The organism is Collimonas sp. NPDC087041, from assembly GCF_044745265.1.
Classification (GTDB): domain Bacteria; phylum Pseudomonadota; class Gammaproteobacteria; order Burkholderiales; family Burkholderiaceae_D; genus Collimonas.
The window spans coordinates 114,852-141,051 of the sequence record NZ_JBIUZX010000012.1; the positions used below are offsets into that span (position 1 = coordinate 114,852).

Consider the following 26,200-nt stretch of genomic DNA (forward strand, 5'->3'; position numbering starts at 1 on the left):
CGAATGTGCACCGTATCGGCTCTGCAATTTTTCCAATGTAATCGTTTTCTATTGCCAACCACGATAAAGGCAACATCATGAACCGCATCTACCGCGTGATATTCAATCGTCGTACTGGACAACTTGTCGTCGCATCAGAATTGGCAAACGGTTACGGAAAAAGTCAGAGCGCAGGATTGGGGGCGATCATTTCTTTGGGCGGCAAGACCATCATTGCCTTGGCGCTGGCGGCGTCCGGCGATCTTTATGCGCAACAGTCGGCCGTTACCCTGTGCGGGCCGACCAACAGTTACAACATCACCAACAGCGTAGCTCTACCAACAAATGGAGCCTGTGGTTCGTATTCGGCAACCTTGTCTTCAGTCGGTGTGAGCTTTACGTTATATGGCAGCGGCACTAACGCCGGATTAGCGAATTTGGTCACGACGAATGGCTTCAATATCAGTGGCGGCAACGTATCCGTTGGCAATTTCCAGATAAAAAACGTGCTGGCCGGGACCTTAGGCACCGATGCGGTCAATCTCAGCCAGCTTAACTCACTGTCGACAACCGCCTCTACCGGCATCAGCAATAACGCAAGCAACATTACTTTGCTTTCGACCAGCCTCAGTACCACAAACAGCAACGTGTCGTCGCTGTCGACCTCGACGTCAACTGCTTTGAGCACGGCGACGAGCAGTATTACCTCACTGTCGACTTCGACTTCAACTGGCCTGAGTACAGCAACCAGCAGCATTACCTCATTATCGACCTCTACCTCAACCGGATTGAGCACGGCGACCAGCGGCATCACGTCACTGTCGACCGGACTGAGCACGACCGACAGCAATGTAGCCTCGTTGTCGACTTCGACTTCAACTGGCCTGAGCACAGCAACCAGCAGCATTACCTCATTATCGACCTCTACCTCAACCGGATTGAGCACGACCAACAGTAATGTAGCCTCTTTGTCGACTTCGACTTCTACTGGATTGAGCACAGCGACCAGCGGGATCACTTCATTGTCGACTGGTCTGAGCACGACCAACAGCAATGTAGCCTCGTTGTCGACTTCGACTTCAACCGGCCTGAGCACAGCAACCAGCGGCATCACGTCACTATCAACCGGATTGAGCACAGTCACAAACAACGTTACGTCGTTATCGACAAGCGTTTCGGCTCTGCAAGGATCGGGCGTAGCCAACTACTTCAAAGCCGATGGCGCTTTGAACGGTTCGGACGACGCGTCGGTCGCCGCTGGAACACGCTCGGTGGCAATCGGCGCGAATGCGAAAGCAACCGGTACGAACTCCGTCGCGCTGGGAGCGGGTTCAACCGATGGCGGCACCAACAATGTGGTCTCGGTCGGCGCGGTCGGCAGCGAGCGGCGAATCATCAATGTTGCAGCCGGCACGCAAGATACCGACGCGGTCAATGTCAGCCAACTCACTTCATTGTCGACCACTACCTCAACCGGACTGAGCAGTGCCACCAGTAGCATCGTCTCTCTGTCGACGGGGCTGAGTTCCGCCAATAGCAATATTTCCTCACTGTCGACCTCAACTTCAACCGGCCTGAGCACTGCGGCCAGCGGCATCACTTCATTGTCGACGGGCTTGAGCACAACCGACAGCAATGTGGCATCACTCTCAACGTCCACGTCGACCGGATTGAGCACGGCAACCAGCGGCATCACCTCGTTGTCGACCGGCCTCAGTACGACCAACAGTAACGTAACGTCGCTGTCGACGTCGACATCAACTGGACTGAGCACGGCAACCAGTGGTATCACTTCATTGTCGACAGGGTTAAGTACGACCAACAGCAATGTCTCATCTCTATCGACCTCGACTTCAACCGGCTTGAGTACCGCGACCAGCGGCATTACTTCGCTGTCGACCGGCTTGAGCACGACTGACAGCAACGTGGCGTCGCTCTCAACGTCCACGTCGACCGGCCTAAGTACCGCCACCAGCGGTATCACTTCGCTGTCGACTGGCCTCAGTACAACTAACAGCAATGTCTCATCACTGTCGACATCGACTTCAACCGGCTTGAGCACAGCAACCAGCGGCATCACTTCGCTGTCGACTGGCCTCAGCACGACCAACAGCAACGTATCATCACTGTCGACCTCAACTTCAACCGGCCTGAGCACCGCAACTAGCGGCATCACTTCGCTGTCGACCGGCTTAAGCACAACCGACAGCAACGTGGCGTCGCTCTCAACGTCCACCTCGACCGGACTGAGTACAGCCACCAGTGGCATCACTTCGCTATCGACTGGCCTCAGCACGACCAACAGCAACGTATCATCATTGTCGACATCGACTTCAACCGGCTTGAGCACAGCAACCAGTGGTATCGCGTCGCTGTCGACCGGCCTCAGCACAGCAACCAGCGGCATCACTTCGCTGTCGACCGGCTTAAGCACAACCGACAGCAACGTGGCGTCGCTCTCAACGTCCACCTCGACCGGACTGAGTACAGCCACCAGTCGCATCACTTCGCTATCGACTGGCCTGAGCACGACCAACAGTAACGTAACTTCACTGTCGACTGGCTTGAGCACCACCACCAGCGGCATCACATCCCTGTCAACCGGCCTCAGCACAACCAACAGCAACGTAAACTCGCTGTCGACCAGCGTTTCCAGTCTGCAGGGTTCTGGGGTAGCAAATTACTTCAAAGCCGACGGCGCAATGAATGGCAGCGACGATGCAACGGTGGCGCCAGGTACGCGCTCGGTGGCGATTGGCGCGAATGCCAACGCGACTGGCCTGAATTCGGTGGCGTTGGGTGCAGGCTCGACCGACGGCGGCCTCAATAACGTGGTGTCGGTTGGTTCGGTGGGCAGCGAACGGCGGATTATCAATGTGGCGGCGGGTGTCCAAAATACTGACGCCGTCAACGTCAGCCAGTTGAACTCATTGTCGACCTCGACCTCGACTGGTCTCAACTCTCTGTCGACCAGTTTGTCGTCGACCAACAGCAACCTCTCCTCCTTATCGGCCTCGACAGCGGGCGGCTTGGGTGCGGTAACCAGCAACATCAGTTCGCTGTCGACCGGTCTTTCAACCAGTGTCTCGAATGTCGATTCGTTATCGACCGGATTGTCGAGCACCAACAGCAATGTATCGTCGCTGTCGACTTCAACCTCGACCGGCATTTCTTCGCTGTCGACTGGCATCTTGTCACTGTCGACCGGCTTGAGCCAGGTGATCTCGCTGTCGACCGGGTTGAGCACCGTCAATGGCGGCACCGCTTCATTGTCAACCGCGCTCAATCCACTGCTCGCCGGATCACGCGCCGCCACCTCCAACGGCGATGTATTGGTTGGCACCACAATCGGCGGCGCCAACAGCGACGGCACAGTGCAGACCCGCGGCGTAGCTGGGACGGCTATCAGCAACGTCTCGGCGGCAACCTGCACCACCGTCAATGGGGTCGATGCGACCGCCACGGGCTTGTGTGCGCAAGCGACCAAGGACGGCTCAACCGCGATGGGTTCGAACGCGCAAGCAACCGATACCAACACCACGGCAGTGGGCTTCCGCGCCCTGGCGTCGCAAGCCGGTTCGGTGGCAATCGGCTACAACGCCCGCGCGACCGGCGATCCCACTGTAGCCGTTGGCAACAACGCGCTGGCGTCCGGTAACGATGCGGTAGCGATGGGCGCCGGTGCGCAAGCCACGGCGAACAACTCGGTAGCATTAGGTGCGTACTCGGTGGCGGACCAGGCCAATACGGTATCGGTAGGCGCGCCTGGAAGCGAACGACGCATCACCAATGTCGCGCCAGGCATCAACCCGACCGACGCCGTCAATGTCTCGCAATTGAATAACGTGCAGAACCAGATCGGCAATGTCCAGCGCATCGCCTACTCGGGCGTCGCGATGAGCATGGCGCTGTCGGGCGCGGTGACGTCTGCCCTGGAACCCGGCGAAGGACGCGTTGGCGTCGGTATCGGCTCTTACCAGGGATATGGCGCACTGGCCTTGCAATTCCGAGCCAAGAGCGGCACCGGCAATAACACCTGGGGTATCGGCGTGAGCACCACCGGAAGCGTATGGGGCGTCTCGGCCGGCGTCGATTTCAAGGTCTGGTGAGCATCGTCACACAGGAAACGGCGCCTAATTTGGCGCCGTAAAGCCTGGGCACAGATGGACCCGAGATGGCGTCGGTACGCGGCTCCAATCAGCAGTCTGACCTTTGCACTGCCGCCTGGCTCTCTCACCACCCGAACTTCAACTCCACTCCCAAGTAGTCGCCATTTCTGCCACCAGCCTGGCGGATCGTATCTCCCACCTGGAAATGCACCGCTTCTACAGAGGTGACCAGGTTCGGGCTGATGCTCCAATCGGTACGCAGTTGCGCGTACGCTCCGGTCCAGCGATCGCCGCGGCCGGCAGTCCCCGGTGCGGCGGTAGAACCTTGCGCATAGACGGCATCGGCCGTAGTCGCACGCCATTGCAGACCGAGTGCAGTCAGCACCGTCAATGTGGCGGACGGCCGGATCGTCAGCGACGGTTTTACATGAATCAGGTTGCTGTATCCGGTAAAGCCAGCCAACGTAAAGTAGTAGCCATTCGGGAAAAGCGGGTTGAAGGTCCCGATCTGACCGTCGCCAGGATGACGATCGCCCGAAGCCACGTCCAATTGCATGCCGAGGCGCGGCTTCCATGCCTGGTCTGTAAAGGTATAACCGCCCAGAGAGCCAAGCGCCCAGGCCGAGATGGTCTTGTTGCCGACTCGCCCGCCCTGCCCCATTATTTCGACATCCCAGTCGATCCGGCCGGTGTTGATGGCGTAACGCATGTCGACAACGTCACGCCGCTCGTCACCGCTTGCATCGAGAAATTTCGCGCCGTCGCGGCTGTAGCGGGAATAATAGGCTGAAAGATCCCCTGGACCGACATTCTTGCGCTCCAGACGCACTCCGTTGAAGGTCAAGTGGCTGTTGGAGGTGTCGTCAAAGTCGGTGGCGGAGCGGTTTTGTACCGGATGGGTGACATAACCTATTGTCCTCCACTGGCCACTTTCCCAATCTCCCCACAATGCATCGAAGGCCTGACGCACATTCGGTCCATCGCGGACGGATACGAAGCGCTGCAGGTCAAATGCCATTTCCTGGCGCCCCGCGCGCACTTTGAAGGTTCCGCTATCGAGCTGTCCGGTAGCGGTGACGAATGCCTGCTCGACATCCAGCTGATCCTTGTCCACAGGGCTGATCGCATCCTTGCGGAATGGGCGCGCATCCTCAAGCTGCAAGAAAGCCTGCACATGCTCGCCAAGACGCAGATCCCCATGCAACTGGGCACGCTGCAAGAAATAGGTATTGGGACGCCCGCCGCCGGTGCCGAAGAGCGCGGAATTATTGACTTCCATGCGTTCGCGCAAGCCTGCGCCGAGCGAGAGATAGGATATTCCATCGTCGGACAGCGCTATGTACTTCAACTGGTCAAACGGCTTTCTCGGCAAACAGAGATCGGCCAGTACTCCCCAATCCTCTTGCCAGCGATTGAAGCTGATTGCCGGCCTTTGAAGCCCACAGACTCCCACGTCTTGGGCGAGTGCGTCGTGCAGCGGAACGCAGCCCGCAATCAAGGCCAGCAAACTGCGACGGCCGAAGCCGCCGCTCTTCAGCACGGACGGCAGATCACTTCGCCGCATCGTGAATCTCTGCTACATAACCTCCTGGAAATTGCACCACGGCGCTATTACCCTCACTAGTCTTGTAGGAAGGCGAGAGCAACTTTACGCCGTTCGCCTCGGCCTTTGTCAGCGTTGCAGCCAAGTCCTTGACTTCATAACCAGTGATCTCGCGACCGAACGGGTAAGGCAGTTTGCCATCCGTGGCGAACACGACCATCTTGCCGAAGCCGGAGTTGATCCTGATGCGTCGGATCTTGTCGGCAGGACGTCCGATCTCGCCGCCATCCGCCTGCTTCTCATCCGATAGAATTTTCCCATGCGAGAACCTGACAAATTGCTGTATGAATTTATCGGCCGCCAAGCGCGATACGTACACACGGTTTTCCGGGATGGATTCAAGCGGCGCATACGATGGCGCCTTGGTGTGCCAGTACAGCTGCATCTTGACGCCGCCGGCCCATTGGATCAGAACATCCTTGCCGATCGGATCGTCGAACGGCTCGACCGTGAGATCGGCGCCGGCTGCCACTGCGGCTTTTGTCGCCGCCGCCATATCCGTCACCAGGTAGCCGGTACGTTCTTCGCCGAAGCCGTAGGGAATCGGTGTCTGGAAGGCGAATACCGACAGCATGCCGACCGGGGTCTGGATGTACTGGGATGCCGTCTTGCTGGGCGTCGGAGTAACAGTAAAGACGGCCCGCGGCGACGCCTGACCGCCGAATGTGGCGACGAAGCTATTGACGAAAGCATCGATATTTTCGCCGGATACGTAGACATGCGTGGTGTCGTATTGCGGCCCGACGGCTACGCTGGCAGTCGTAGTTTCATTTTTTGCCGCAACCGGAAGAATGGAGCCGCAAACCAAGGCGCCAACGATGCTGACGGCGACGAAACGGCGATAAAGTGGAAAAATTCGCATGGATGAATTCCTTTAGCTGGAAATTGAAATGGATGCGCCTACATCGGTTGCCCGAACTTGCGTAAAGAACCCTGCATTGATGATGGAAATCTGAGTCACTTAAGCATTGCCGAAGGCTGTACTGGAAAACCGACTTGCCTTGAGATCTGTCTGGCCGCAGTGCAAGGCAACGCTTTCACCGAAAACAAGTTTGTATGCCTGAGTGTATCGCTCAAGACGGTTTTTATCCCCTCCCAAAAGGAGGGGCCCCGACGAACGGTTGCATATTTTTTCATTTCCCCGTCACGGCACAATCCAAATGTTTGATTGGACGACATTACTTCAACGACGAATTGAGCAGCTTACTGATCTTTTGGCAGTATCGAAACAGGCGTCGACTAACTAGACTTCTCATAGCTTACCCAAGCGTCCAAGGTATCTCACGTACCTCAATCGTTTACCAAGAAAGGCTAATATCATGTCAAAGAAAATCGAACGTGAAGAAATCAGCTCACGCCGCAAATTGCTGGTTTCCGCGGCAGGCGTAGCTGCCAGCGCAGCCGGTGCAGTGCTGGTTTCGTCCGGCGCAGCTGCAGCTTCCACCGTATCGGCGCCCGACGCCAGCGCCGAAAAACGTACCATCAACTCGATCACAACCAAAGACGGCACCGTGATTCATTTCAAAGACTGGGGAACCGGCCCGGTTGTCGTGTTCAGCCACGGCTGGCCATTACAGGGCGACGCTTGGGAAGATCAAATGATGTTCTTGGCCAGCAACGGCTATCGGGTGATTGCACACGACCGTCGCGGGCACGGCTTGTCGAGTCAGCCATGGGGCGGCAACGACATGGATACCTATGCTGACGACCTGGCAACACTGATTGATTCACTGGACCTGAAAGAAGCCACCTTGGTCGGCCATTCTACCGGCGGCGGCGAGGTGGCGCGCTACATCGGACGCCACGGCAGCAAGCGCGTCGCCAAGGCGGTACTGGTGGGTGCCGTGCCACCGCAAATGGTTAAGTCCGCCAACAACCCCAACGGTTTACCGATGTCCGTGTTCGACGGCATCCGTAGCGCGGTGCTGGCCGATCGTTCGCAATTCTTCAAGGATTTGACGTTACCGTTTTACGGTTACAACCGTCCTGATTCGAAGCCGTCCCAAGGCGTGCGCGATACCTTCTGGGCGCAGGGCATGCAGTGTGGGATTAAAAATGCCTACGATTGCATCAAACAATTTTCGGAAACCGACTTCACCGACGACTTGAAGAAAATGGATATACCGACGCTGATCGTTCATGGCAGCGATGATCAGATCGTGCCGATCGATACCGCCGGCAAGGCCTCGGCAAAAATCGTCAAAAATGCAAAGCTGATTATCTACGAAGGCGCACCACATGGCCTGCCGACTACGCACAAGGATAGATTGAATGCAGATTTGCTCGCATTCCTGAAATCTTAAGCGCCGCTTGTCCGGCGCGATCGTTCAGAGAGCGTTGTCCAGCCATTAAATGTGTCGGGCGATATGCAACGCCCGACACAAGACGGAGCGACTTATTTGGGATCGTTGAAATCGATGTGACCGCGGAATATCTCCTCAACCCAATCGGCGAACAGGCGCAGCTTGGGCACATTTTTCCGATTTTGCGGGTACAGCAGCGATACCGGCATGGGCACGGGTAGCCATCGGGGCAAAACTTCCACCAACTCTCCGCTGTCCAGATATTCACGTACCTGGTAACGCGCCGGCTGCATCAGGCCGAGGCCCTGCAGGCCACAAGTGACATGGGCGTCGGCATCGTTCACGGATACGATGCCCGACATCTCGACCTTGACCACCTTGCCGTCCACCTGAAAATCCCAGTCGAACGCGCGCCCTGTGCGCCCAGAGCAGTGCGTCACCAGACGATGCTGTCGCAGTTCTTCAATAGTGAGGGGAGTGCCGTAACGCTGCAGGTAGGATGGAGAAGCACAAGTTACAAACTGCATGCTGCCAATCTGCCTGCCGACCAGAGAGGAGTCTTGCAAGCTACCGACGCGCAACGCACAGTCAACGCCCTCCTGCGTCATGTCAACCAGGCGGTCGGTGAGACTCATGACCAGTTCCAGGTCCGGATATGTATCGTAGAACTCGGAAATGCGAGGAAGCACCACGTGACGACCGACCGCTCCCGGCATATCGAGACGCAGCTTGCCCCTGGGTCCCTTCTGGCTGTGATTGCGAAAGCCGTTTTCCATCTCCTCGATGGTCGCCAGTATCTGGATGCACTTTTCAAAATACTCGGCGCCATCCGGTGTCAGCGACAGTCGGCGGGTGGATCTTTGCAAGAGCGTGGTGCCAAGAAAAGCCTCCAGATTTTGCAATGTCGAAGTCAAGGCGGCACGTTGCAGATTCAATGTTTCGGCAGCCTTCGAAAAACTGTTTGCCTCCACGATCCGCACGAAGGCTTGCATGGCTTTCAAACGATCCAAGACACTCTCCTCAATATTGTTCAATTAAATCATACAGTATAGATCGGACAAACCAGAACAATCTTTGACCGGACTTTCCCTAGAATGGGGCAGATGAACCGCTAGCGAGCAAGGGTACCGCGTCCGCTAAAAATACCTGTATCAATACCCCTTTCGTATAAACGGCAATCCCACTTCGCACAGGATAATTCCAGCACTCCTTGGTTCTTTCCGCAGGCGGCGAGACGTTAAACGATGCCAGGGAATGCTCGCTTACAAATCCGTACCTGATGTTCCACCAGGGTCCGACAGTCAGCATACGATTGCTACAAACAAGGCAGGATACGTCAGCCCCAATCCAACCACATTGAATCGCACAAGCGCATGAACGCCATAATCGCCAGAGAGCTAGTGATCGACTTGTCGGAGTGGAAATTAATGCCACTGCACGCGAATCGAACGATCGTATTACATCGGGCAAAGCGCATCGCGAGCGCAGGCGCCGACCTGGATAGCGCGCTGGTTGCTCTCGCTGGCGCCCACATTCAGAACCCCGCAGCGCAACAGCTTCTGGAGCGTGAATTTGCGTTGCGAATGCGTCTGGATTCCAGCTGGGCCCTGCACCCACTTTCGCTGCAAACCTACGGCCAAGGACTTGCACTTTTTTTCCCCGATCCAGGCGGCGTACCGCTATGCAACCTCCCAAAAGGGAGGCTGAACACGGGAGACTTCTTGTCCATCGCCCTGGCTCTCACGGCTGCAGTAGATGAGATGCACTCCAGCGGAATGCTGCATCTGGCGTTACATCCTTCAAACATTGTTCTGGCAGACAATCGACGTGTGTATTTGACTGGCTTTGGCAAAGCCAATTATTTGAGCAAAACACCGACAGGTTTCGAATGTAGCAGCAACATCGTTCCAATCCGGGCCGTATCGGATCGCCACACGATTTTTCATGGAATGGATGGTCACGGCGACGATCTGCACGCATTAGGCGCAATACTCTATGAGCTATTGAACGGAGTACCGCCATACGCGTCGCCAGAAGGTTTCAAAGCAAGACATTCACGTATCCATGGCGAGACCGGCTTACGGGAATGCCTGTCCGAGATCGCGATCAAACTGATCGACAGAAACAATAGTGAATGCCATCAAAGCGCCAAATCTGCGCTGGACGATCTCATAAGCTGCCGGAGCAATTGGCGCAAAATCAGCAAGACACCTGTCCTTACGCCTTTGCCTCGTAAAGACGGGCATGAAGTGTCAGCGCCACAAACCGCGCTCTCACTGGAGAACACCAATTTATCCCGGCAACTGCAAATAGAGAGAGAAAAACGCAGAAACGCCGAAGAGGCGATGGAAGCCAGCAGAACTTCAGTCGACATCGCGCGCCTGCTAATTCGAGCCGGCACATGGCGATGGAATATAGCAAGTGGAGAACTCAGCTGCTGCGAAGAGTTTCTTCACCTATTCGACTTTGACCCTGCCCTCCATCCCGTCACCTTTGAAGAATTCATGGCGCGCGTTCACTACGAAGACAGAACCCGGGTAGAAAGAGAACTCTATGAGGCGATCGGCACCCAGCTATGCCTACTCCACGAATTTCGCATTACGCTCCCAAATGGCAGCTTGCGTCACCTGCGCAGCGCGGGACAGGCAAAAGCCAATCGCGCCGGCAGACTGGAATTCACCGGCACTATCATGGATATCACTCATGAAAAGCGCTCAGACGAAGCTTTACGCCAAGCGCAGGGTGAGCTTGCACGTTTAGCGCGGATATCTGCAATGGGTCAATTTGCCGCCTCGATGGCGCACGACGTAAGTCAACCCCTGGCCGCCATTGTGCTCAGTGCAGATGCAGGACTCTGCTGGCTGCGGCAAGAGCCGCCGCAACTGGCTCCGTTGGAGGACGCCCTAAAACAGGTGCGCCAGGCGGCCCAGTCCGCGGGCGACATGATCCGTGGCATCAGAGGCATGGCAAGCAAATCCGGACCAGAATTTGCTCCCGTCATCGTTGACGACGCAATCCGGGAAGTATTGCAGCTGTTCCGTGCCGAACTACAAATTCGTAAGGTCACGTTGTGCCCCCAACTTTCACTTGGCGCACACTTGCTCAACGCCGACCGGGCTCAGTTGCAGCAAGTCGTCATGAATCTGTTGCTGAATGCGCTTGAGGCCATGAATACCGTCGAAAACAGAATACGTGTTCTGTACATCCGTTCTGCCATCATTGACAAGTCCGGCACTGTTCGACTTAGCATCGAGGACAATGGGATTGGCATTACCCCCCATTCTGCCGACTGCCTGTTCGAACCGCTTTTTTCCACCAAACCGGATGGCATGGGCATGGGCCTCACCATCTGTCGCTCAATCGTCGAATCCCACGGCGGAAGGATCTGGTGCACTTCGCGGCAACCGCATGGCACATCATTCCACGTCAGCTTCCCATCAGGCGATACGCGGCCACGCATGTCCGTCAATCACTACCTCCCCACTTCCGAAGAGAAAGCAACCTGATATGGAAGCCATTTCGATTCTGATTGCAGACGATCACCCACTAATACTCGCCGGCCTGACATCGCTAATCAACGCGACTCCCGATTTCCGTCTTGTGGCACAGGCAGGAAACGGACGACAGGCGTTGGATTATTATCAGAAGCTGCGCCCGCAAGTGGTTCTGATGGATCTCAACATGCCGGAAATGAACGGCGTTGAAACCATCGGGCAGATTCGTCAAATTGATCCCAATGCCTGCATCGTGATCCTGACATCGTATCGAGGTGAAGAAGATGTCTATCGCGGTCTGCAGGCCGGTGCACAAGCCTATTTGCTCAAGGATGCAGGTGTGGAGCAACTGATCAAGTGCATCAAGGCCGTTGCCGGCGGAAGCAAATTCTTGCCGACCGAAGTCGCATCGAAATTGGCCGAGCGAATGGAAACCAACCGCTTGTCAAAACGCGAACTGGAAATTCTGGTTCATCTGGCCACCGGAAAGAGTAACAAAATGATCGCGCGCAGCGCCGGGATTGAAGTCGGCACCGTCAAATTCCACGTCAACAACATCCTTGCCAAGCTCTGCGTTTCCAGTCGCACCGAAGCAGCAACCGTCGCCGCACGGCGCGGCCTGCTCAGCGGATTTTGACGATGAGGCGCGGCTTCTTGTGCATCGCCTCATCGAATATTTAACGCGACTCACCGCGATACAATACGCATCGATACCGTGCCGGCGTGAGCAAGCTTCGATTTACGAGCCGATCTTGCGCAAGGCCTCCGCCACACCGGCGCCATAGTCCGGATCCGCCTTGAGGCAGTTGCCGACATGGCGCGCCTTGATCTCATCAGAGACACCGCGCATAGCGCGGGCCGTATTATCGAAAAGGATTTGCTGCTGAAGCGGGGTCATCAACCGAAACAACGCACCGGGCTGCGAATAATAATCGTCATCAACCCGATGATTCCAATGACCGGCGGCGCCGCTGATCGCCAGCGGAGGTTCCCGAAAATCCGGTTGCTCCTGCCATTCGCCATCGCTGTTCGGTTCATAGGAAGTGGCTCCCCCCATATTGCCGTCGACCCGCATCCGGCCATCCCGATGGTAACTGTGGAAGGGGCATTGCGGAGCGTTGACAGGAATTTGATGATGATTCACGCCCAGACGGTAGCGCTGCGCATCGCCATATGAAAACAGGCGTCCCTGCAACATCTTGTCCGGCGAAAAACTGATACCTGGAACAATCTGCGCCGGATTGAATGCCGCCTGTTCGACCTCGGCGAAAAAATTTTTGGGATTGCGATTGAGTTCCATCACGCCGACTTCAATCAGCGGATAGTCCTTGTGCGGCCAGACCTTGGTCAAGTCAAATGGATTGATGCGATAAGTCGCAGCGTCTTCTTCCGGCATCGCTTGAATAAACAACGTCCATCGCGGAAATTCCCTGTTTTCGATGCTTTCGTATAGATCACGTTGCGCGCTTTCGCGATCTCGCCCTGTCAGCGCTTCAGCTTCAGCGTCGCTCAGGTTTTCAATGCCTTGCTGGGTCTTGAAAGTAAACTTCACCCAAAAGCGCTCATTCTCTTCATTCAAGAAGCTGTAGGTATGGCTGCCAAAGCCGTGCATATGGCGATAAGTACGCGGTAAACCTCTGTCGCTCATGACCACCGTGACCTGATGCAAGGCCTCCGGCAGCATGGTCCAAAAATCCCAGTTGCTGTTGGCATTGCGCAAACCTGTCCGCGGGTCGCGTTTGATGGCGTGGTTCAGATCCGGGAACTTGAGAGGATCTCGCAGGAAGAATACCGGGGTATTGTTACCGACCAGGTCCCAGTTGCCGTCCTCAGTATAAAATTTCAATGCGAAACCGCGGATATCGCGCTCTGCGTCCGCCGCCCCGCGTTCGCCGGCCACCGTGGAAAAGCGGGCAAACATCGTCGTTTTCTTACCCACTTCAGCAAACAACTTCGCTTTTGTATAGCGGGTGATGTCGTGCGTCACAGTAAACGTTCCATATGCGCCGGCGCCTTTGGCGTGCATGCGGCGTTCAGGGATGACTTCGCGGTCGAAATGCGCGAGTTTTTCCAGGAACCAGACATCCTGCAGTAGCGCCGGACCGCGCGGCCCGGCGGTTTGAATATTTTGATTATCGACGACTGGGGCGCCGGCTGCGGTGGTAAGTTTTTTCATGATATCTCCGGAATTAGGTCAGATCAGAATAGCTTCGTTGTGCCCGCCTTCCGCCTGTCGAAAGCCTACTTTTCACCATGCATTTGGATCAGGTTTTTCGCGGCCCATATTGCAAACCTGAGCTGCGCTTCAAGCTTTATGATCCAATCCCTGCTCCGTCGACTCTTTCGTCGCCAACGCTGCCGGCTGCTCCACACCGGTAATCTTGCCGACGCATTCTGTGCGCAGCCACGAGACGGTAATCGGCTCGCCGACGATAATGCGTTTGACTGCCGGCACCACCTGTTCGCCGACCAGAATACCCAGCAAGCCTATCAAGGCAATTGCAGGCGGCGCAGGCGAACGCACCTGCAGCAAGGCATAAATGATGCCCACCAATAATCCGGTTGCCAAGGAAATGATGTAGATTTTCACGGTTCTTTCTCCTTCCAACAATCATGGCGGCCGAGTTGAATCCTGACGGCCGCTCCAGAATTCCAACGCCAGCGTCAAACCGACAATCCGACGCTGGCGTGGCTGCTCATTCTTTACTTCCTGGCGTGCACCGGCGCCAGTGTTTCGTGGCTACCAGTAATGCGCTGCGGCGCCTTATGCACCATCGTGTAAGCATAGTCGACACCCATGCCATAGGCGCCGGAATGCTCTTTCACGATCGCCATCACGGCGTCATAGGTGTCTTTCAGCGCCCAGTCGCGTTGCCATTCGAGCATCACTTGCTGCCAGGTGACCGGGACAACGCCGGCCTGGATCATGCGCTGCATGGCGTGGTCGTGCGCTTCTTTCGAGGTACCGCCAGAGGCGTCGGCAACCATATATATTTCATATCCCCCTTCGAGCATTGCGCAGAGTGCAAAACTGTTGTTGCACACTTCGGTCCATAAGCCGGAAACGATCACTTTCTTCTTGCCGTTGGTGGCGAGCGCATCGCGTACTTTCTGATCGTCCCAGGAGTTCATTGAACTGCGCTCCAAGATATCCTTGCCGGGAAAAACGTCGAGCAGTTCCGGATAGGTATGGCCCGAGAACGCCTCAGTTTCTACTGTAGTGATAATGGTGGGAATATTAAAAGCTTTCGCTGCTTTAGCTAGTGCAACGGTATTGTTCTTCAGTGTCTGGCGATCAATCGATTGAACGCCAAAAGCCATTTGTGGTTGCTGGTCGATGAAAATGATCTGGCAATTTGTCGGGGTTAATACTTCAAGTTTCGGGTTCATCATGATGGGATCCGTTCATTGTAGGTAATAGCGGTGCCTTAGCGAACATGCCGCGCAGCTCAAGCGATAGACGTTCCGCTCGACGCCAGGCAATAACTGCCTGCGCCCGGATACGTACCATCGCCAACCATGCTATGCCCTTCCAAAATCGAAGACCACTATCTAAATGTATGACAAGACGCAATTAACGAAAATTTCTTTGCGCTTTTTCAAGAAACGTCGGTCTCCTCCAACAGCGAAAAAAGCTCTTCCGATCCAATATCTTTGAAGAAAAATGGACGAAGTCGATTGATATATCATGTGCTAGTTTTTTAAACCTCGCCAAGGAAAGATCTCCGTGATGACCACAACTTTGCCGCGACCGATCCGGGTGATGATTGCCGACGACCATATTTTGATGCGTGAAGGAATCGCCGCGGTCCTTGCCGGCCTGGACAACATCGAGTTGGCAGGGCAAGCCGGTAATGGACAGGAAGCGGTAGAACAGTTTCTGCGTTTGCGGCCCGACGTAACGCTAATCGATCTGCAAATGCCACTACTGAACGGATTCGATGCAATGATGTCGATTCGCTCTCAGGACAAAAATGCCCGCATTATCGTTCTCACCACTTACAAGGGTGACGTTCGGGTCGGGCGCGCGCTAAATGCCGGTGCCATGGGTTATCTGCTGAAAGGTGCGTTGCGCTTGAATCTGGAGGCGGCAATTCAGACTGTCCATGCAGGTGAGCGATATATTCCCCCTGAACTCGTCGCGGAAATTGCAGATTATTATGAGCGCGACGCGCTATCGGGGCGAGAGCTGGAAGTGTTGCGACTTGTTGCCGAAGGAAACACGAATAGAGAAATAGGCAGGCAGCTGGCAATCAAGGAAGAGACTGTGAAAGCCCATGTCAGCGCGACGCTGGCAAAGTTAGGAGCAAACGACCGCACACATGCGGTGACGATTGCAGTGCGGCGCGGATACCTGGATGCATGACTGAAAATTAACCGCCATATCGTCTTTCATATCCGTACCGACGTTGGCCGAGAAAATTAACCCTAGCCTGTTAACATCAGCAAATTTCCCTATCTTTCGTTCAGTAGCTATCACTGCATTTTCCTCGTATCGTAAAAGAAACTAGGAAACTTCATGACTACTTCTTCCACACGCGATCAATCCCATCCTCGATTTCTGGCTTTGGTTGCAGCCAGCCTGACTTGCGCTACGTTGACATTCTCCGCTGCGCCTGCGATGTCAGCAGAACCAACGAATGCGCTCCAACACGGGCGTGAGCTCGCGCAAGCTTGCGCCGCCTGCCATGGAGTGAACGGCAACACGGTGAATCCCACGCTCTATCCGAATCTGGCGGCACAAGCGCCAGCTTACCTTGAACTACAACTAGCCAATTTCAAGAGCGGAGAACGACCTAACCCGATTATGAAAGGCTTTGCCGCTTCACTGTCAAACACCGACATGCATGACCTCGGCGTCTATTTTGGCGCGCAGATTGCCAAGGCTCAGCCGCAATCAAATCATGAGTTGGAAGAAAAGGGAAAGCGCATATTTACCAATGGCGGTAGCACCGGCGCTCCAGCTTGCGCAAGCTGTCACGGCGCTCAAGGACATGGCCAGGCAGCATTTCCGCGTATCGCATCACAACCGGCAAACTATACGCTGGAACAGCTGCATGTCTATCGCGATGCTCCGAAGTTCAACAACCCTTTGGCGATGATCATGAAAAGCGTCGCCGTCAAGCTCAGCGAAGATGAGATGAAATCGGTTGCAGCCTATATTGCAACGGTGCCATAAACACGTCTGGCAAGGCCGGACATATTCAGTCCCAGCGTAGATTTTCTATGCGCCGATCGGGTAGAAACCAAAGGATCGCCACGATCGCATACACCAGCAAACCGGCAATCCCGTTCCACAACGAAAACGATATCGCCAAGATATAGAGGCAAATCGAGATCTGGTTTTTTCTGCCTTTTCCCAAGGCGAGAGCCAGGCGAGAATTTTCCCCCTCTTTGGCGAGCAGGGCTTTGCCCAACAACAGGAAGGAAAAGGAAGACATCAGCAACACGACTCCGTAAATCGCCACCGGCGGAGAAGCAGATGGATCCACACTGACCCAGGCCGTAACAAAAGGAATCAGCGACAGCCAGAACAAGAGATGCAGGTTCGCCCACAGAATCAAACCGTTGACACCATGCACCGGTTGCATCAAATGATGGTGATTGACCCAGTATATGCCGACGTAAATGAAACTCAGCAGGTAGCTGAATAGCGGCTGCGCAATCGCAGACAGTTCCCCCCAGTTGGCGCCACGAGGAATTTTGAGATTAAGAACCATGATAGTGATGGCAATCGCGACTACACCGTCGCTAAATGCCTCCAATCGGCTCTTGTTCATACGGCTCCAACCCGGATACGCCCCAGATTCCATTGCGCAACGATCATCCCGCACAAAATCGCAATCGGCAAAAGCAAGGCGCTGAATCCGATCGTCAGATACGCAAATGCGGCAAGAATCGCTCCTGCTCCAAACGCAGCCAGGGGCCAGATGAATTTCGCGCAGCGCGCACCGACTGTCTCGTCCGCAGCGCCGCGCAGTACGTCTACCGTATCGATTACAAGTTGCGTCACATTCCCGGTCATCATCGATGTCGGCGCCAAATGCGACAACAACAGCCGACTAGTCGCGCTGTGCACGCCCATCGCGGCGGTGCCCAGCAGGCCTGCCGCCATCGCAAACGGGGTGACATCCGCCTCCACCGGCGAGGCAAGCCAACCGAACACCATGAAGCCGCAAAGAAGCACCATCTGCAGACTCAGCGCCAGCGTCAAACCCGGCCATTTTCTACTTTCAGAAGCCGCAATCAAGAGGCGCGCAGCGGCGACACCGCAAATAAAGGCCGGGAAAGCCAAAAACTTGAGAAGAATGGAAACATGCGACGGATCCGCCAATCCCGCTCCGATCAATACAAAGTTCCCTGTAACGTGGGCGGTGAACAGCCCGAACAGAGCGATGAAGCCAAGCGTATCCACATAGCCGGCGACACAGCCAAGGCTCACTCCCTGTAATTGATTCCGGCGATTTTCATCCATGCTTCCGCTCTCCTGGTATCGACTTTACGACATACCGCCCGGCTCTGATGGCAAGCCGCGGCGTCGACTCATGGTATCTGATTGCCGTATCAATTCTCCCTGCCATTTGGCCAGTTTGGCCGAACCGAATTTCGGCCATCAGCCTTCCTTGAAAAACTGATCTTTTGGTCCGTGTCTAAAACGATAGCGACGAATAAACTAGCCCTTGGCAATTTCGTGCATCTGCCATTGCCGCCGCGCCGAAGCGTCTCTTCGTCCATCGGGGTTGACATGAATCGATCCAAAGCGCTACCGCCACACACAATTGCGCGCTGATCGTGCGCCTTCGTTCTTTCGTATAGTTCATTAATGGAGCAGCACATGGAACAAACTATCTCAACACCGGCTCCGCAAGGTACCCCCGATGTCTTGATTCTGACGAATGGACGTTTTCATACGGTGGACCGGAGCAAGCCACAGGCCAATGCGGTAGCAATCAAGGATGGAAGATTTCTTGCGGTAGGCGATACCGAGGAGGTGATGCGGCATCGCACCGCTACCAGCCGGATAATCGACCTGAACGGCCGCACAGTCATTCCGGGCTTGAACGATTCACACCTGCACCTGATTCGCGGTGGTCTTAACTACAATCTCGAACTGCGCTGGGAGGGCGTACCGTCGCTCGCCGATGCCTTGCGCATGCTGAAAGAACAGGCGCTACGCACGCCCAATCCGCAGTGGGTCCGCGTCGTAGGCGGTTGGAATGAATTCCAATTTGCTGAAAAGCGCATGCCGACCTTGGAAGAAATCAATCTTGCTGCGCCTGATACCCCGGTATTCATACTGCATCTGTATGACCGGGCCTTGCTGAACCGTGCAGCGCTGCGCGTCGTCGGATACAACAAAGATACGCCAAATCCGCCTGGCGGCGAGATCGTCCGCGATGCGGCCGGTAATCCTACCGGTATGCTGATCGCCCGCCCGAATGCCATGATCCTATACGCCACCTTGGCAAAGGGACCGACCTTACCGCGCGAATTGCAAGTCAACTCGACACGGCAATTCATGCGCGAACTGAATCGCCTGGGCCTGACCAGCGCCATCGACGCCGGCGGCGGATTCCAGAACTACCCGGAAGACTATGCCGTCGTCGACCAGTTGGCGCGCGATGACCAGCTGACCATACGAATCGCCTACAACTTGTTTACGCAAAACAAAGGCAAGGAACTGGAAGACTTCGAGAAGTGGACAGGCATGCTCACACCTGGACAAGGCACAGATTTTTACCGTCACAACGGCGCCGGTGAGATGCTGGTATTTTCCGCGGCCGATTTCGAAGACTTCCTGGAGCCACGTCCAGACCTTGCGCCCGGCATGGATGATGAGCTGGAAAAAGTCGTGCGTCATCTGGTATCCCAGCGCTGGCCGTTCCGCTTGCATGCCACTTACGATGAATCCATCGAACGCATGCTGAATGTGTTTGAAAAAGTGAATCGCGACATCCCTTTCGACGGTTTGCATTGGATGTTCGATCACGCAGAAACAATCAGCCCCAAGAACATCGACCGTGTGCGCGCTCTTGGCGGCGGTATCGCCATTCAGCATCGCATGGCATTCCAGGGAGAATATTTCGTTGATCGCTATGGTGCGGAAGCCGCGAAAAATACTCCTCCTGTCACCCGCATGCTGGAGGCAGGTTTGCCGGTGGGCGCCGGCACGGACGCCACGCGTGTCGCCAGCTACAACCCCTGGACCGCACTGTACTGGCTAGTATCCGGCCGCACGGTAGGCGGCCTCCGCATGTATGACGCCGCCAGCCGCCTCGCGCGCGAGACCGCGCTGGAATTGTGGACTGCCGGCAGTTCCTGGTTCTCCAGCGAACAAGGCAAGAAGGGCAGGATCAAGGAAGGTATGCTGGCCGACCTCGCGGTACTCAATGCGGATTTTTTCAGCGTTAACGAAGAAGCCATCAAGTCGATTGAATCGGTATTGACCATCGTCGGCGGGAAAATTGTGTACGGAGAATCCGAGTTCAAGCCACTCTCACCTGCGCCAATTCCTGTGCTGCCAGACTGGTCGCCGGTCAATACTGTCGCTGGGCACTATCGACCGCAATCAAATATGAAATTGGCACTCACGCCGCATCAATGCCAGGGCGCCTGTGGCGTGCATGCGCACGCGCATGACGTCGCCCGTAAATCGACTGTGCCGGCATCGAATTACTCTGGCTTCTGGGGCGCGCTGGGCTGCAGCTGTTTCGCGTTCTGATGCGTGGGGCAGCTACGTCATTTGAGTAACTCCCCAGCAAACCGCTCGATACGCTCCTGCCATGACCGAGACCGGCATCGATTGTTCAATTAAAACGAACAGTGTAAGTGCGTTCCGCCCCAATTATCTTTATTTGCATTGTGCCTAGAATGAGCCCTAGCAGGAAATCGGTGCAAGCATTTTTCGCCATGATCGGCATGGCCTCTCAAATGAAGGATATATCGTGAGCAATACCTCAGAATCGGACATTTCTCCTGGCATGGTATGGCTGCTAGCCATCTCTACCGGACTCATCGTCGCAAATCTGTACTACGCACAAACGCTGGTTGGCCCGATCAGCGCGGCTACCGGCCTTTCGCCCGAGGCGGCCGGCCTGATCGTCACATTGACTCAAATCGGCTATTGCCTTGGATTGCTCTTCATCGTCCCGCTTGGCGATCTGATCGAAAATCGTCGCCTGGTCACTAGCGCTCTGGCATTTACCGCGGTCGCACTGGTCGTGGCCGCAACTGCTGCGAATCCGACGATCTTTCTGGCAGCATCGCTGGCAATCGGACTGGGTTCGGTAGCCGCCCAGATCCTGGTTCCTTTCGCCGCGCATTTATCCAAGGAGGCAACACGTGGCCAAACGGTCGGTAAGGTTGTCAGCGGCCTCCTGATCGGCATCCTGCTGGCGCGCCCTGCAGCAAGCCTGGTCGCTGGCCATGCCAGCTGGCATGTCGTGTTTGGCGGCGCCGCTGTCATCGTCGCTGCGCTGGCGGTCCTATTATGGAAAAAATTGCCGCAACGCGTTCCCGTCTCACCACTGAGCTATCCGCAACTGCTCGCATCGCTCTGGCATCTGTTTCAGCGCACACCCGTGCTGCGCCGTCGCGCCGCCTATCACGCTGGTCTGTTCGGCTCATTCAGCTTATTCTGGACAACGGTTCCTCTTGCGCTGGCAGGCCCGGAATTGCATCTGTCGCAAACCGGTATCGCAATTTTTGCACTGGTTGGCATCGCCGGCGCAGTAGCGTCCCCGATCGCGGGACGGCTCGCCGATGCTGGTTTCACCAGGCCTGCCACCGGTGTAGCGTTGTTGCTGGGCGTTATTGGATTTGCACTACCCTTAATCACCACCGATTCACGCAATGCCGCACTGGCTATACTGGCCTTGGCTTCCATCATTCTAGACATGGGAGTCGCCGCCAATCTGGTGCTTGGTCAACGCTCGATTTTCGCACTGGGTGCAGAAGTACGAAGCCGCCTGAACGGTATCTATTTCGCCATCTTCTTTGCCGGCGGCGCACTCGGCTCGGCACTGGGAGCATGGATGTATGCCAATCATGGCTGGCAAGCTGCCATGCTGACCGGCATGGCATTTCCGGGCCTGTCGCTGCTCTACTGGGCGACAGAATTCGTCCAGGGCAGCGTAAAGACATATAAGCGCGTCGGGTAAACCCATACTCTTTGGCAGCCGTCATTTCCTGCAACATCGATAGATGCAGATCATGTCCACAAAAACAAAAATTGCCAGTCTGATTATCGTTGCCGTGTTATGTGCAACAGCAGCTTTTATCTGGGCCTGGCAACCTGCGATTCCTGCCATAAATGGCGACGGCGAGATCAGGCCCGATCCACAGCGCATATCGCAGGGCCAACGCGTCGTCGCACTCGGCGATTGCATGATCTGCCACACATCAAAGTCCGGCCAGCCCTATGCTGGCGGCTTGCCGCTGCGGACGCCATTCGGCACCATCTACACCAGCAATATCACGCCCGATCCGGATACCGGAATCGGACACTGGTCGCTGACAGCGTTTCGCCGCGCAATCCGGCATGGCGTCTCCCGCGACGGCCATCTACTCTATCCGGCGTTTCCATATATTCACTATACGCAAATGAGCGATACGGATATCGAGGCGGCATATCACTATCTGATGAGCCGTACGCCCGTCAGTTATATCCCGCCGGACAATGAACTTCTGCTTCCCTTGCGTTTCCGCCCCATGCTGGCGTTCTGGAATCTGCTCTATTTGCGGCCGGGAGAACGTCCAATTACGAGCGCTGACCAGCAGACAGAACGAGGACGTTACCTGGTCAATAGTCTCGGTCATTGCGCCTCCTGCCACAGCGCACTTAACTTTATTGGCGGCGAGGCCAAGCCGGCACTGGGAGGCGGTTCCGTCGATGGCTGGGCAGCGCCGGCCTTGACCGCGCTAGCTCAAGGCAGCACTCCCTGGACGCAGCAGCAATTGGAAACCTATCTGCGCACGGGAATATCCGTTCAGCACGGGGCTGCAAAAGGCCCCATGCGCCCGGTCACCGACCGCTTAGCCGAAGCCTCGGACGCCGATGTCGCTGCGATCGCGAAATATGTCATGTCGATACAGCTCACGGCCGCGTCGGCACCGCCGCCGGCAGCCTCCAGCCAGCAGTTAGCGCCACAGGGCGCCATGCTGTTCTCAGCGGCATGCGCCTCCTGCCACAGTGCCTCTGCGCCAATGCATATGAGCGCCCAGCGCCCGTCCCTGGCGCTCAGCCGCTCGGTCAGCGGCGACACGCCTGTCAATCTGATTCAAACCATCCTTGGCGGCGTGCCATGGGCGATACCGCATAGCGCTATTTACATGCCGCCTTTCGCAGACGTCCTGACCGATGAACAAATTGCGAGCATCGCCCAATATGTTCGCGTTGATATCGGCAAACAGCCTCCGTGGCAAAACCTGCCGCAGCAAATTACCCGCGCTCGCAAGGAAATGCAACCATGACTACCCAGATACACCTCAACGGAGTCGTTAAAACCGTAGTGTCTCCCATCTCGGCGCCTTTACTCTATGTGCTGCGCGACGAACTGAACCTGAACGGCGCAAAATTTGGCTGCGGCTTGGGACAATGCGGCGCTTGCACCGTTTTGCTGGACGACAAACCCGTTTTCTCCTGCCTGACTCCACTCGGTGCAGTGGCTGGACGGCGTGTCCGCACCATCGAAAGCTTAGGCTCGGCGGCCGCGCCAGGCCCATTGCAGGCGGCCTTCATCAAGCACCAGGCAGCCCAATGCGGCTATTGCATCGCCGGAATGGTGATGCGGGCACAAGCTCTGCTTGAACAGAATTCTGCCCCGACTGAAGAACAGATGCGCACCCACATGGAGCCGAATCTTTGCCGGTGCGGAACCCATATGCGGATATTGGCCGCGATACGCGAAGTGGCAACAACAGGCGCCATTCTGCCGGCAAAGAAAGAAGGCTGACGTGGACCATTCATCTGAAAATTTCACACGCCGCACTTTTCTGAAAGGCAGCGCGCTGATCGTCGCATTTTCACTATTTCCCGAACTGGCGCGCGCCGAACTGAATGCGATGGGATTGCCGCAAATCGTAAATAAGGATCTGCCCGGAAGCCTTAAAAGTACGCCATGGCTAGATGCATGGATCAAGATAGACAGCGATGGAAAGATAACCGTTTGCAGCGGCAAGGTAGAACTGGGGACCGGCGTCCGCACGGCCCTGTTGCAAATCGCCGCGGAACAGCTTGAAGTTCTACCCGCCAGCATTTTCTTCATTGCCGGCGATACCAGCCTGACGCCGAACGAAGGTTTTACCGCAGGCAGCCATACCATCCCGGATAGCGGCACCGCGTTATTTCACGCCGCGGCCCAAGTTCGCGCATTGTTGTTGCAAGGCGCCGCCGCAAAATTACATGTCAATGTCGACAGCCTCACCATCCGCAACGGCAGCATCGCGCATGCTGACGGACGCAGCATCGGCTACGGTGCAGCTATCTCAGGCATCGATCTGCACCGACAAGCGGACAACGTATCCCAACTCAAACCACCCGCCAGTTACAGGCTGATAGGCCAACCAGTCCATCGCCTCGACATTCCGGGCAAACTCACCGGCGGCGCCAGCTATGTGCAGGACATGCGGCTGCCCAATATGGTGCACGCGCGTGTGATTCGCCCGCCATCGCCGAGCGCTCGCCTGCGGACGGTCGATATTGCAGCAGCGGAACGCCTGCCTGGCGTACTGAAAATAATCCGCGATGGCAGCTATCTTGCCGTGGTGGCTAGCGACGAATGGAGCGCGATCACAGCAATGCGCGCCCTGACTGTCAGCGCACGATGGGATAGCGGAGTCGCCCTGCCTGACCCGCATTCTATCCACGCGACCTTACAGGCCTTGCCGGCGGAGGACATCGTCATCCTCGACAAGGGCAACATGAGCGCGCCGCAGGTGCGCTCGTTCAAGGCCAGATATACCAAGCAGTATCTGATGCACGGTTCGATCGGACCATCATGTGCGCTGGCGCTGCTGGAGGACGGCAAAATGACCGTCTGGACACATACCCAAGGCGTATTTCCTTTGCGTCATGCATTGGCTGAGTTGCTGGGCATGGCGGATGAACAGGTTCGCTGTATCCACACCGAGGGTTCTGGATGCTACGGCCAGAACGGCGCTGACGACGTCGCCGCGGACGCGGTCCTGATCGCCCGTGCGATGCCGGGAAAGCCTGTGCGAGTACAACTGATGCGCGACCAGGAAAATCAATGGGAGCCGTTTGCACCAGCCATGATCACCGAGATCGAAGCCGGCCTGGATAGCAGCGGCCGCATCTCTCACTGGCACTACGAATTGTGGAGCGGTTCGCACAATGAGCGTCCAGGAAACGCCGGCAAGCTGAGTCCAAGCTGGCTACTGTCGAAGGCCTTCACTCCGAGCCCGTCCCTGCCTATGCTGCAGCCGGAAGGCGGCGGCGACCGCAATGCCCTGCCCTTGTACGCGATACCCAATGCGCGCATCACTAACCATTTTTTACCACGCACACCGCTGCGCACTTCTGCCATGCGTTCGCTCGGCGCCCACATCAACATTTTCTCCATCGAAAGCACGATGGATGAACTTGCTGCCATGGCTACCGTGGATCCCGTGGAATTCCGACTGCGCCATCTAACCGATACGCGCGCGCAGGATGTGGTGCGTGTAGCGGCCAGGCAATTTGACTGGCCGCATCGGGAAAAGAAGCGCAACCGTGGCGCCGGCTTTGCCTTTGCTCAGTATAAAAACTTGATGGCCTACGTCGCCATCGCACTGGAACTTGAGCTGCAACCGGACACCGGCAAGGTAAATATTCTGCGTGTGGTGGCTGCTGTCGACTGCGGCCAGATCGTCAATCCTGACGGCGTAAAAAATCAGATCGAGGGTGGCATATTGCAATCGACCAGTTGGACCTTATACGAGCAATTGCAATTTGCCAGCGACGGCATCAAGAGCATTGATTGGTCGAGCTACCCGATCATGCGGTTTTCCCAGGTGCCAGCCAAGGTAGAAGTAAACCTGGTGGAGCGTCCCGGCCTGCCATTTCTCGGTGTGGCCGAAGCTGCTCAAGGGCCGACGGCGGCGGCATTGGCCAACGCCTTGGCGCAGGCAACCGGCAAGCGCCTGCGCAATTTGCCGTTAGCGACGGCGCAGTTGCGTTCGTGAATATTAAAAAATGCATCTCCCAATACCGCCCTCGGCGTTTCGGCGGCTGATGCAGATTGCCGGTTAACTCATTTTCAAAGGAACACCAGAATGAACGCGAATCTGTCTCCACGTACAAAATTGACCGCGCTGGGCAGAGCGCTGCGCGATTTGCATAAACAATTAATCCAAATTGAAACGCAACGCTTCGGGATGGTCGGGAGTCCCTTGGAACACCTGCATCTGGTGGTCAATCACCCTCATTTTTCCTGGTTACAGAAATTATCTGGCTTGATGGCGCAGATGGATGAACGCCTTGATGAGCCAGAAGAAATCAGTCTTACGGAGGCATTTGCATTTCGCACCGCGATAGAGGAACTGATTGGACCTGGCGACAAAGGGGATATGGTATTTCGGAGCAGATACAACGCTTTGCTACACGATTCGCCCGATATCGTCATTTCCCACGGCGCGGTGCGCCAGCTACTCGTGAGTATTGTTCCGGACAATCACGGCAACCGGCCCTAGCATCACGCCACCCGGCAGGAT

The 26,200-nt window shown here is 56.0% G+C and carries 20 protein-coding genes; 12 read left to right on the forward strand and 8 right to left on the reverse strand.

What is annotated here, in order from left to right; all coding sequences use genetic code 11:
* Positions 1 to 77: 77 nt before the first annotated feature.
* A complete protein-coding gene (locus ACIPF8_RS20205) occupies positions 78 to 4,088 on the forward strand; it encodes an ESPR-type extended signal peptide-containing protein (protein ID WP_400424440.1) in 4,011 nt (1,336 codons plus the stop codon).
* 124 nt (positions 4,089 to 4,212) lie between these two features.
* On the opposite strand, the gene ACIPF8_RS20210 is transcribed toward ACIPF8_RS20205, so the two are convergent.
* Both ACIPF8_RS20210 and ACIPF8_RS20215 read right to left on the reverse strand, forming a co-directional pair.
* Positions 4,213 to 5,652 (reverse strand): alginate export family protein, encoded by a 1,440-nt coding sequence (locus ACIPF8_RS20210; protein ID WP_400424443.1) that lies wholly within the window; start codon positions 5,650 to 5,652, stop codon positions 4,213 to 4,215.
* Positions 5,639 to 6,547, reverse strand: coding sequence for a glyoxalase (locus ACIPF8_RS20215; RefSeq protein ID WP_400424533.1), 909 nt, complete (start codon positions 6,545 to 6,547; stop codon positions 5,639 to 5,641). The genes ACIPF8_RS20210 and ACIPF8_RS20215 overlap by 14 nt, the downstream gene beginning before the upstream one ends.
* Positions 6,548 to 7,010: 463 nt before the next feature.
* Here ACIPF8_RS20215 and ACIPF8_RS20220 point away from each other — a divergent pair, with 463 nt between their 5' ends.
* Positions 7,011 to 7,994: an alpha/beta fold hydrolase gene (locus ACIPF8_RS20220; RefSeq protein ID WP_400424446.1), complete on the forward strand. Its 984-nt coding sequence runs from the start codon at positions 7,011 to 7,013 to the stop codon at positions 7,992 to 7,994.
* Positions 7,995 to 8,086: 92 nt separating this feature from the next.
* Here ACIPF8_RS20220 and ACIPF8_RS20225 read toward each other — a convergent pair whose 3' ends face one another.
* Positions 8,087 to 9,004 (reverse strand): LysR family transcriptional regulator, encoded by a 918-nt coding sequence (locus tag ACIPF8_RS20225; protein ID WP_400424449.1) that lies wholly within the window; start codon positions 9,002 to 9,004, stop codon positions 8,087 to 8,089.
* Between the two features lie 363 nt (positions 9,005 to 9,367).
* Here ACIPF8_RS20225 and ACIPF8_RS20230 point away from each other — a divergent pair, with 363 nt between their 5' ends.
* Both ACIPF8_RS20230 and ACIPF8_RS20235 read left to right on the forward strand, forming a co-directional pair.
* Complete coding sequence (locus tag ACIPF8_RS20230) at positions 9,368 to 11,500, forward strand: ATP-binding protein (RefSeq protein ID WP_400424451.1); 2,133 nt, start codon at positions 9,368 to 9,370, stop codon at positions 11,498 to 11,500.
* A 1-nt stretch (position 11,501) separates the two neighbouring features.
* Positions 11,502 to 12,125: a response regulator gene (locus ACIPF8_RS20235; RefSeq protein ID WP_400424454.1), complete on the forward strand. Its 624-nt coding sequence runs from the start codon at positions 11,502 to 11,504 to the stop codon at positions 12,123 to 12,125.
* 102 nt (positions 12,126 to 12,227) lie between these two features.
* On the opposite strand, the gene ACIPF8_RS20240 is transcribed toward ACIPF8_RS20235, so the two are convergent.
* The 3 genes from ACIPF8_RS20240 to ACIPF8_RS20250 all read right to left on the reverse strand — a co-directional run bounded on the left by ACIPF8_RS20240 (position 12,228) and on the right by ACIPF8_RS20250 (position 14,881).
* Positions 12,228 to 13,664, reverse strand: a complete 1,437-nt coding sequence (locus ACIPF8_RS20240; protein WP_400424456.1) for a catalase — start codon at positions 13,662 to 13,664, stop codon at positions 12,228 to 12,230.
* Between the two features lie 129 nt (positions 13,665 to 13,793).
* A complete protein-coding gene (locus ACIPF8_RS20245; protein WP_400424458.1) occupies positions 13,794 to 14,078 on the reverse strand; it encodes a XapX domain-containing protein in 285 nt (94 codons plus the stop codon).
* Positions 14,079 to 14,191: 113 nt separating this feature from the next.
* Positions 14,192 to 14,881 carry a hydrolase gene (locus ACIPF8_RS20250; RefSeq protein WP_400424461.1) on the reverse strand — a complete coding sequence of 230 codons (690 nt, stop codon included), beginning with the start codon at positions 14,879 to 14,881 and terminating at the stop codon, positions 14,192 to 14,194.
* A 337-nt stretch (positions 14,882 to 15,218) separates the two neighbouring features.
* On the opposite strand from ACIPF8_RS20250, the gene ACIPF8_RS20255 reads away from it, so the two are divergent.
* Together ACIPF8_RS20255 and ACIPF8_RS20260 are read left to right on the forward strand one after the other, a co-directional pair.
* Entirely contained in the window at positions 15,219 to 15,854 is a 636-nt protein-coding gene (locus tag ACIPF8_RS20255) for a response regulator (protein WP_400424536.1), read from the forward strand.
* 153 nt (positions 15,855 to 16,007) lie between these two features.
* Positions 16,008 to 16,667, forward strand: coding sequence for a c-type cytochrome (locus ACIPF8_RS20260; RefSeq protein ID WP_400424464.1), 660 nt, complete (start codon positions 16,008 to 16,010; stop codon positions 16,665 to 16,667).
* Between the two features lie 25 nt (positions 16,668 to 16,692).
* On the opposite strand, the gene ACIPF8_RS20265 is transcribed toward ACIPF8_RS20260, so the two are convergent.
* Both ACIPF8_RS20265 and ACIPF8_RS20270 read right to left on the reverse strand, forming a co-directional pair.
* Complete coding sequence (locus tag ACIPF8_RS20265) at positions 16,693 to 17,268, reverse strand: TMEM175 family protein (RefSeq protein WP_400424467.1); 576 nt, start codon at positions 17,266 to 17,268, stop codon at positions 16,693 to 16,695.
* Positions 17,265 to 17,963, reverse strand: a complete 699-nt coding sequence (locus ACIPF8_RS20270; RefSeq protein ID WP_400424470.1) for a YoaK family protein — start codon at positions 17,961 to 17,963, stop codon at positions 17,265 to 17,267. The genes ACIPF8_RS20265 and ACIPF8_RS20270 overlap by 4 nt, the downstream gene beginning before the upstream one ends.
* A 360-nt stretch (positions 17,964 to 18,323) precedes the next feature.
* On the opposite strand from ACIPF8_RS20270, the gene ACIPF8_RS20275 reads away from it, so the two are divergent.
* The 6 genes from ACIPF8_RS20275 (at position 18,324) to ACIPF8_RS20300 (ending at position 26,179) form a co-directional block, all read left to right on the forward strand.
* Positions 18,324 to 20,210 carry an amidohydrolase gene (locus ACIPF8_RS20275; protein ID WP_400424472.1) on the forward strand — a complete coding sequence of 629 codons (1,887 nt, stop codon included), beginning with the start codon at positions 18,324 to 18,326 and terminating at the stop codon, positions 20,208 to 20,210.
* 259 nt (positions 20,211 to 20,469) lie between these two features.
* Positions 20,470 to 21,648 carry an MFS transporter gene (locus ACIPF8_RS20280; RefSeq protein WP_400424539.1) on the forward strand — a complete coding sequence of 393 codons (1,179 nt, stop codon included), beginning with the start codon at positions 20,470 to 20,472 and terminating at the stop codon, positions 21,646 to 21,648.
* 52 nt (positions 21,649 to 21,700) lie between these two features.
* A complete protein-coding gene (locus ACIPF8_RS20285) occupies positions 21,701 to 22,960 on the forward strand; it encodes a c-type cytochrome (RefSeq protein WP_400424475.1) in 1,260 nt (419 codons plus the stop codon).
* Positions 22,957 to 23,442: a (2Fe-2S)-binding protein gene (locus ACIPF8_RS20290; RefSeq protein WP_400424478.1), complete on the forward strand. Its 486-nt coding sequence runs from the start codon at positions 22,957 to 22,959 to the stop codon at positions 23,440 to 23,442. The genes ACIPF8_RS20285 and ACIPF8_RS20290 overlap by 4 nt, the downstream gene beginning before the upstream one ends.
* Before the next feature lies 1 nt (position 23,443).
* Positions 23,444 to 25,672: a molybdopterin cofactor-binding domain-containing protein gene (locus tag ACIPF8_RS20295; protein ID WP_400424481.1), complete on the forward strand. Its 2,229-nt coding sequence runs from the start codon at positions 23,444 to 23,446 to the stop codon at positions 25,670 to 25,672.
* A gap of 90 nt (positions 25,673 to 25,762) precedes the next feature.
* Positions 25,763 to 26,179 carry a hypothetical protein gene (locus ACIPF8_RS20300; protein WP_400424484.1) on the forward strand — a complete coding sequence of 139 codons (417 nt, stop codon included), beginning with the start codon at positions 25,763 to 25,765 and terminating at the stop codon, positions 26,177 to 26,179.
* Positions 26,180 to 26,200: the final 21 nt, after the last annotated feature.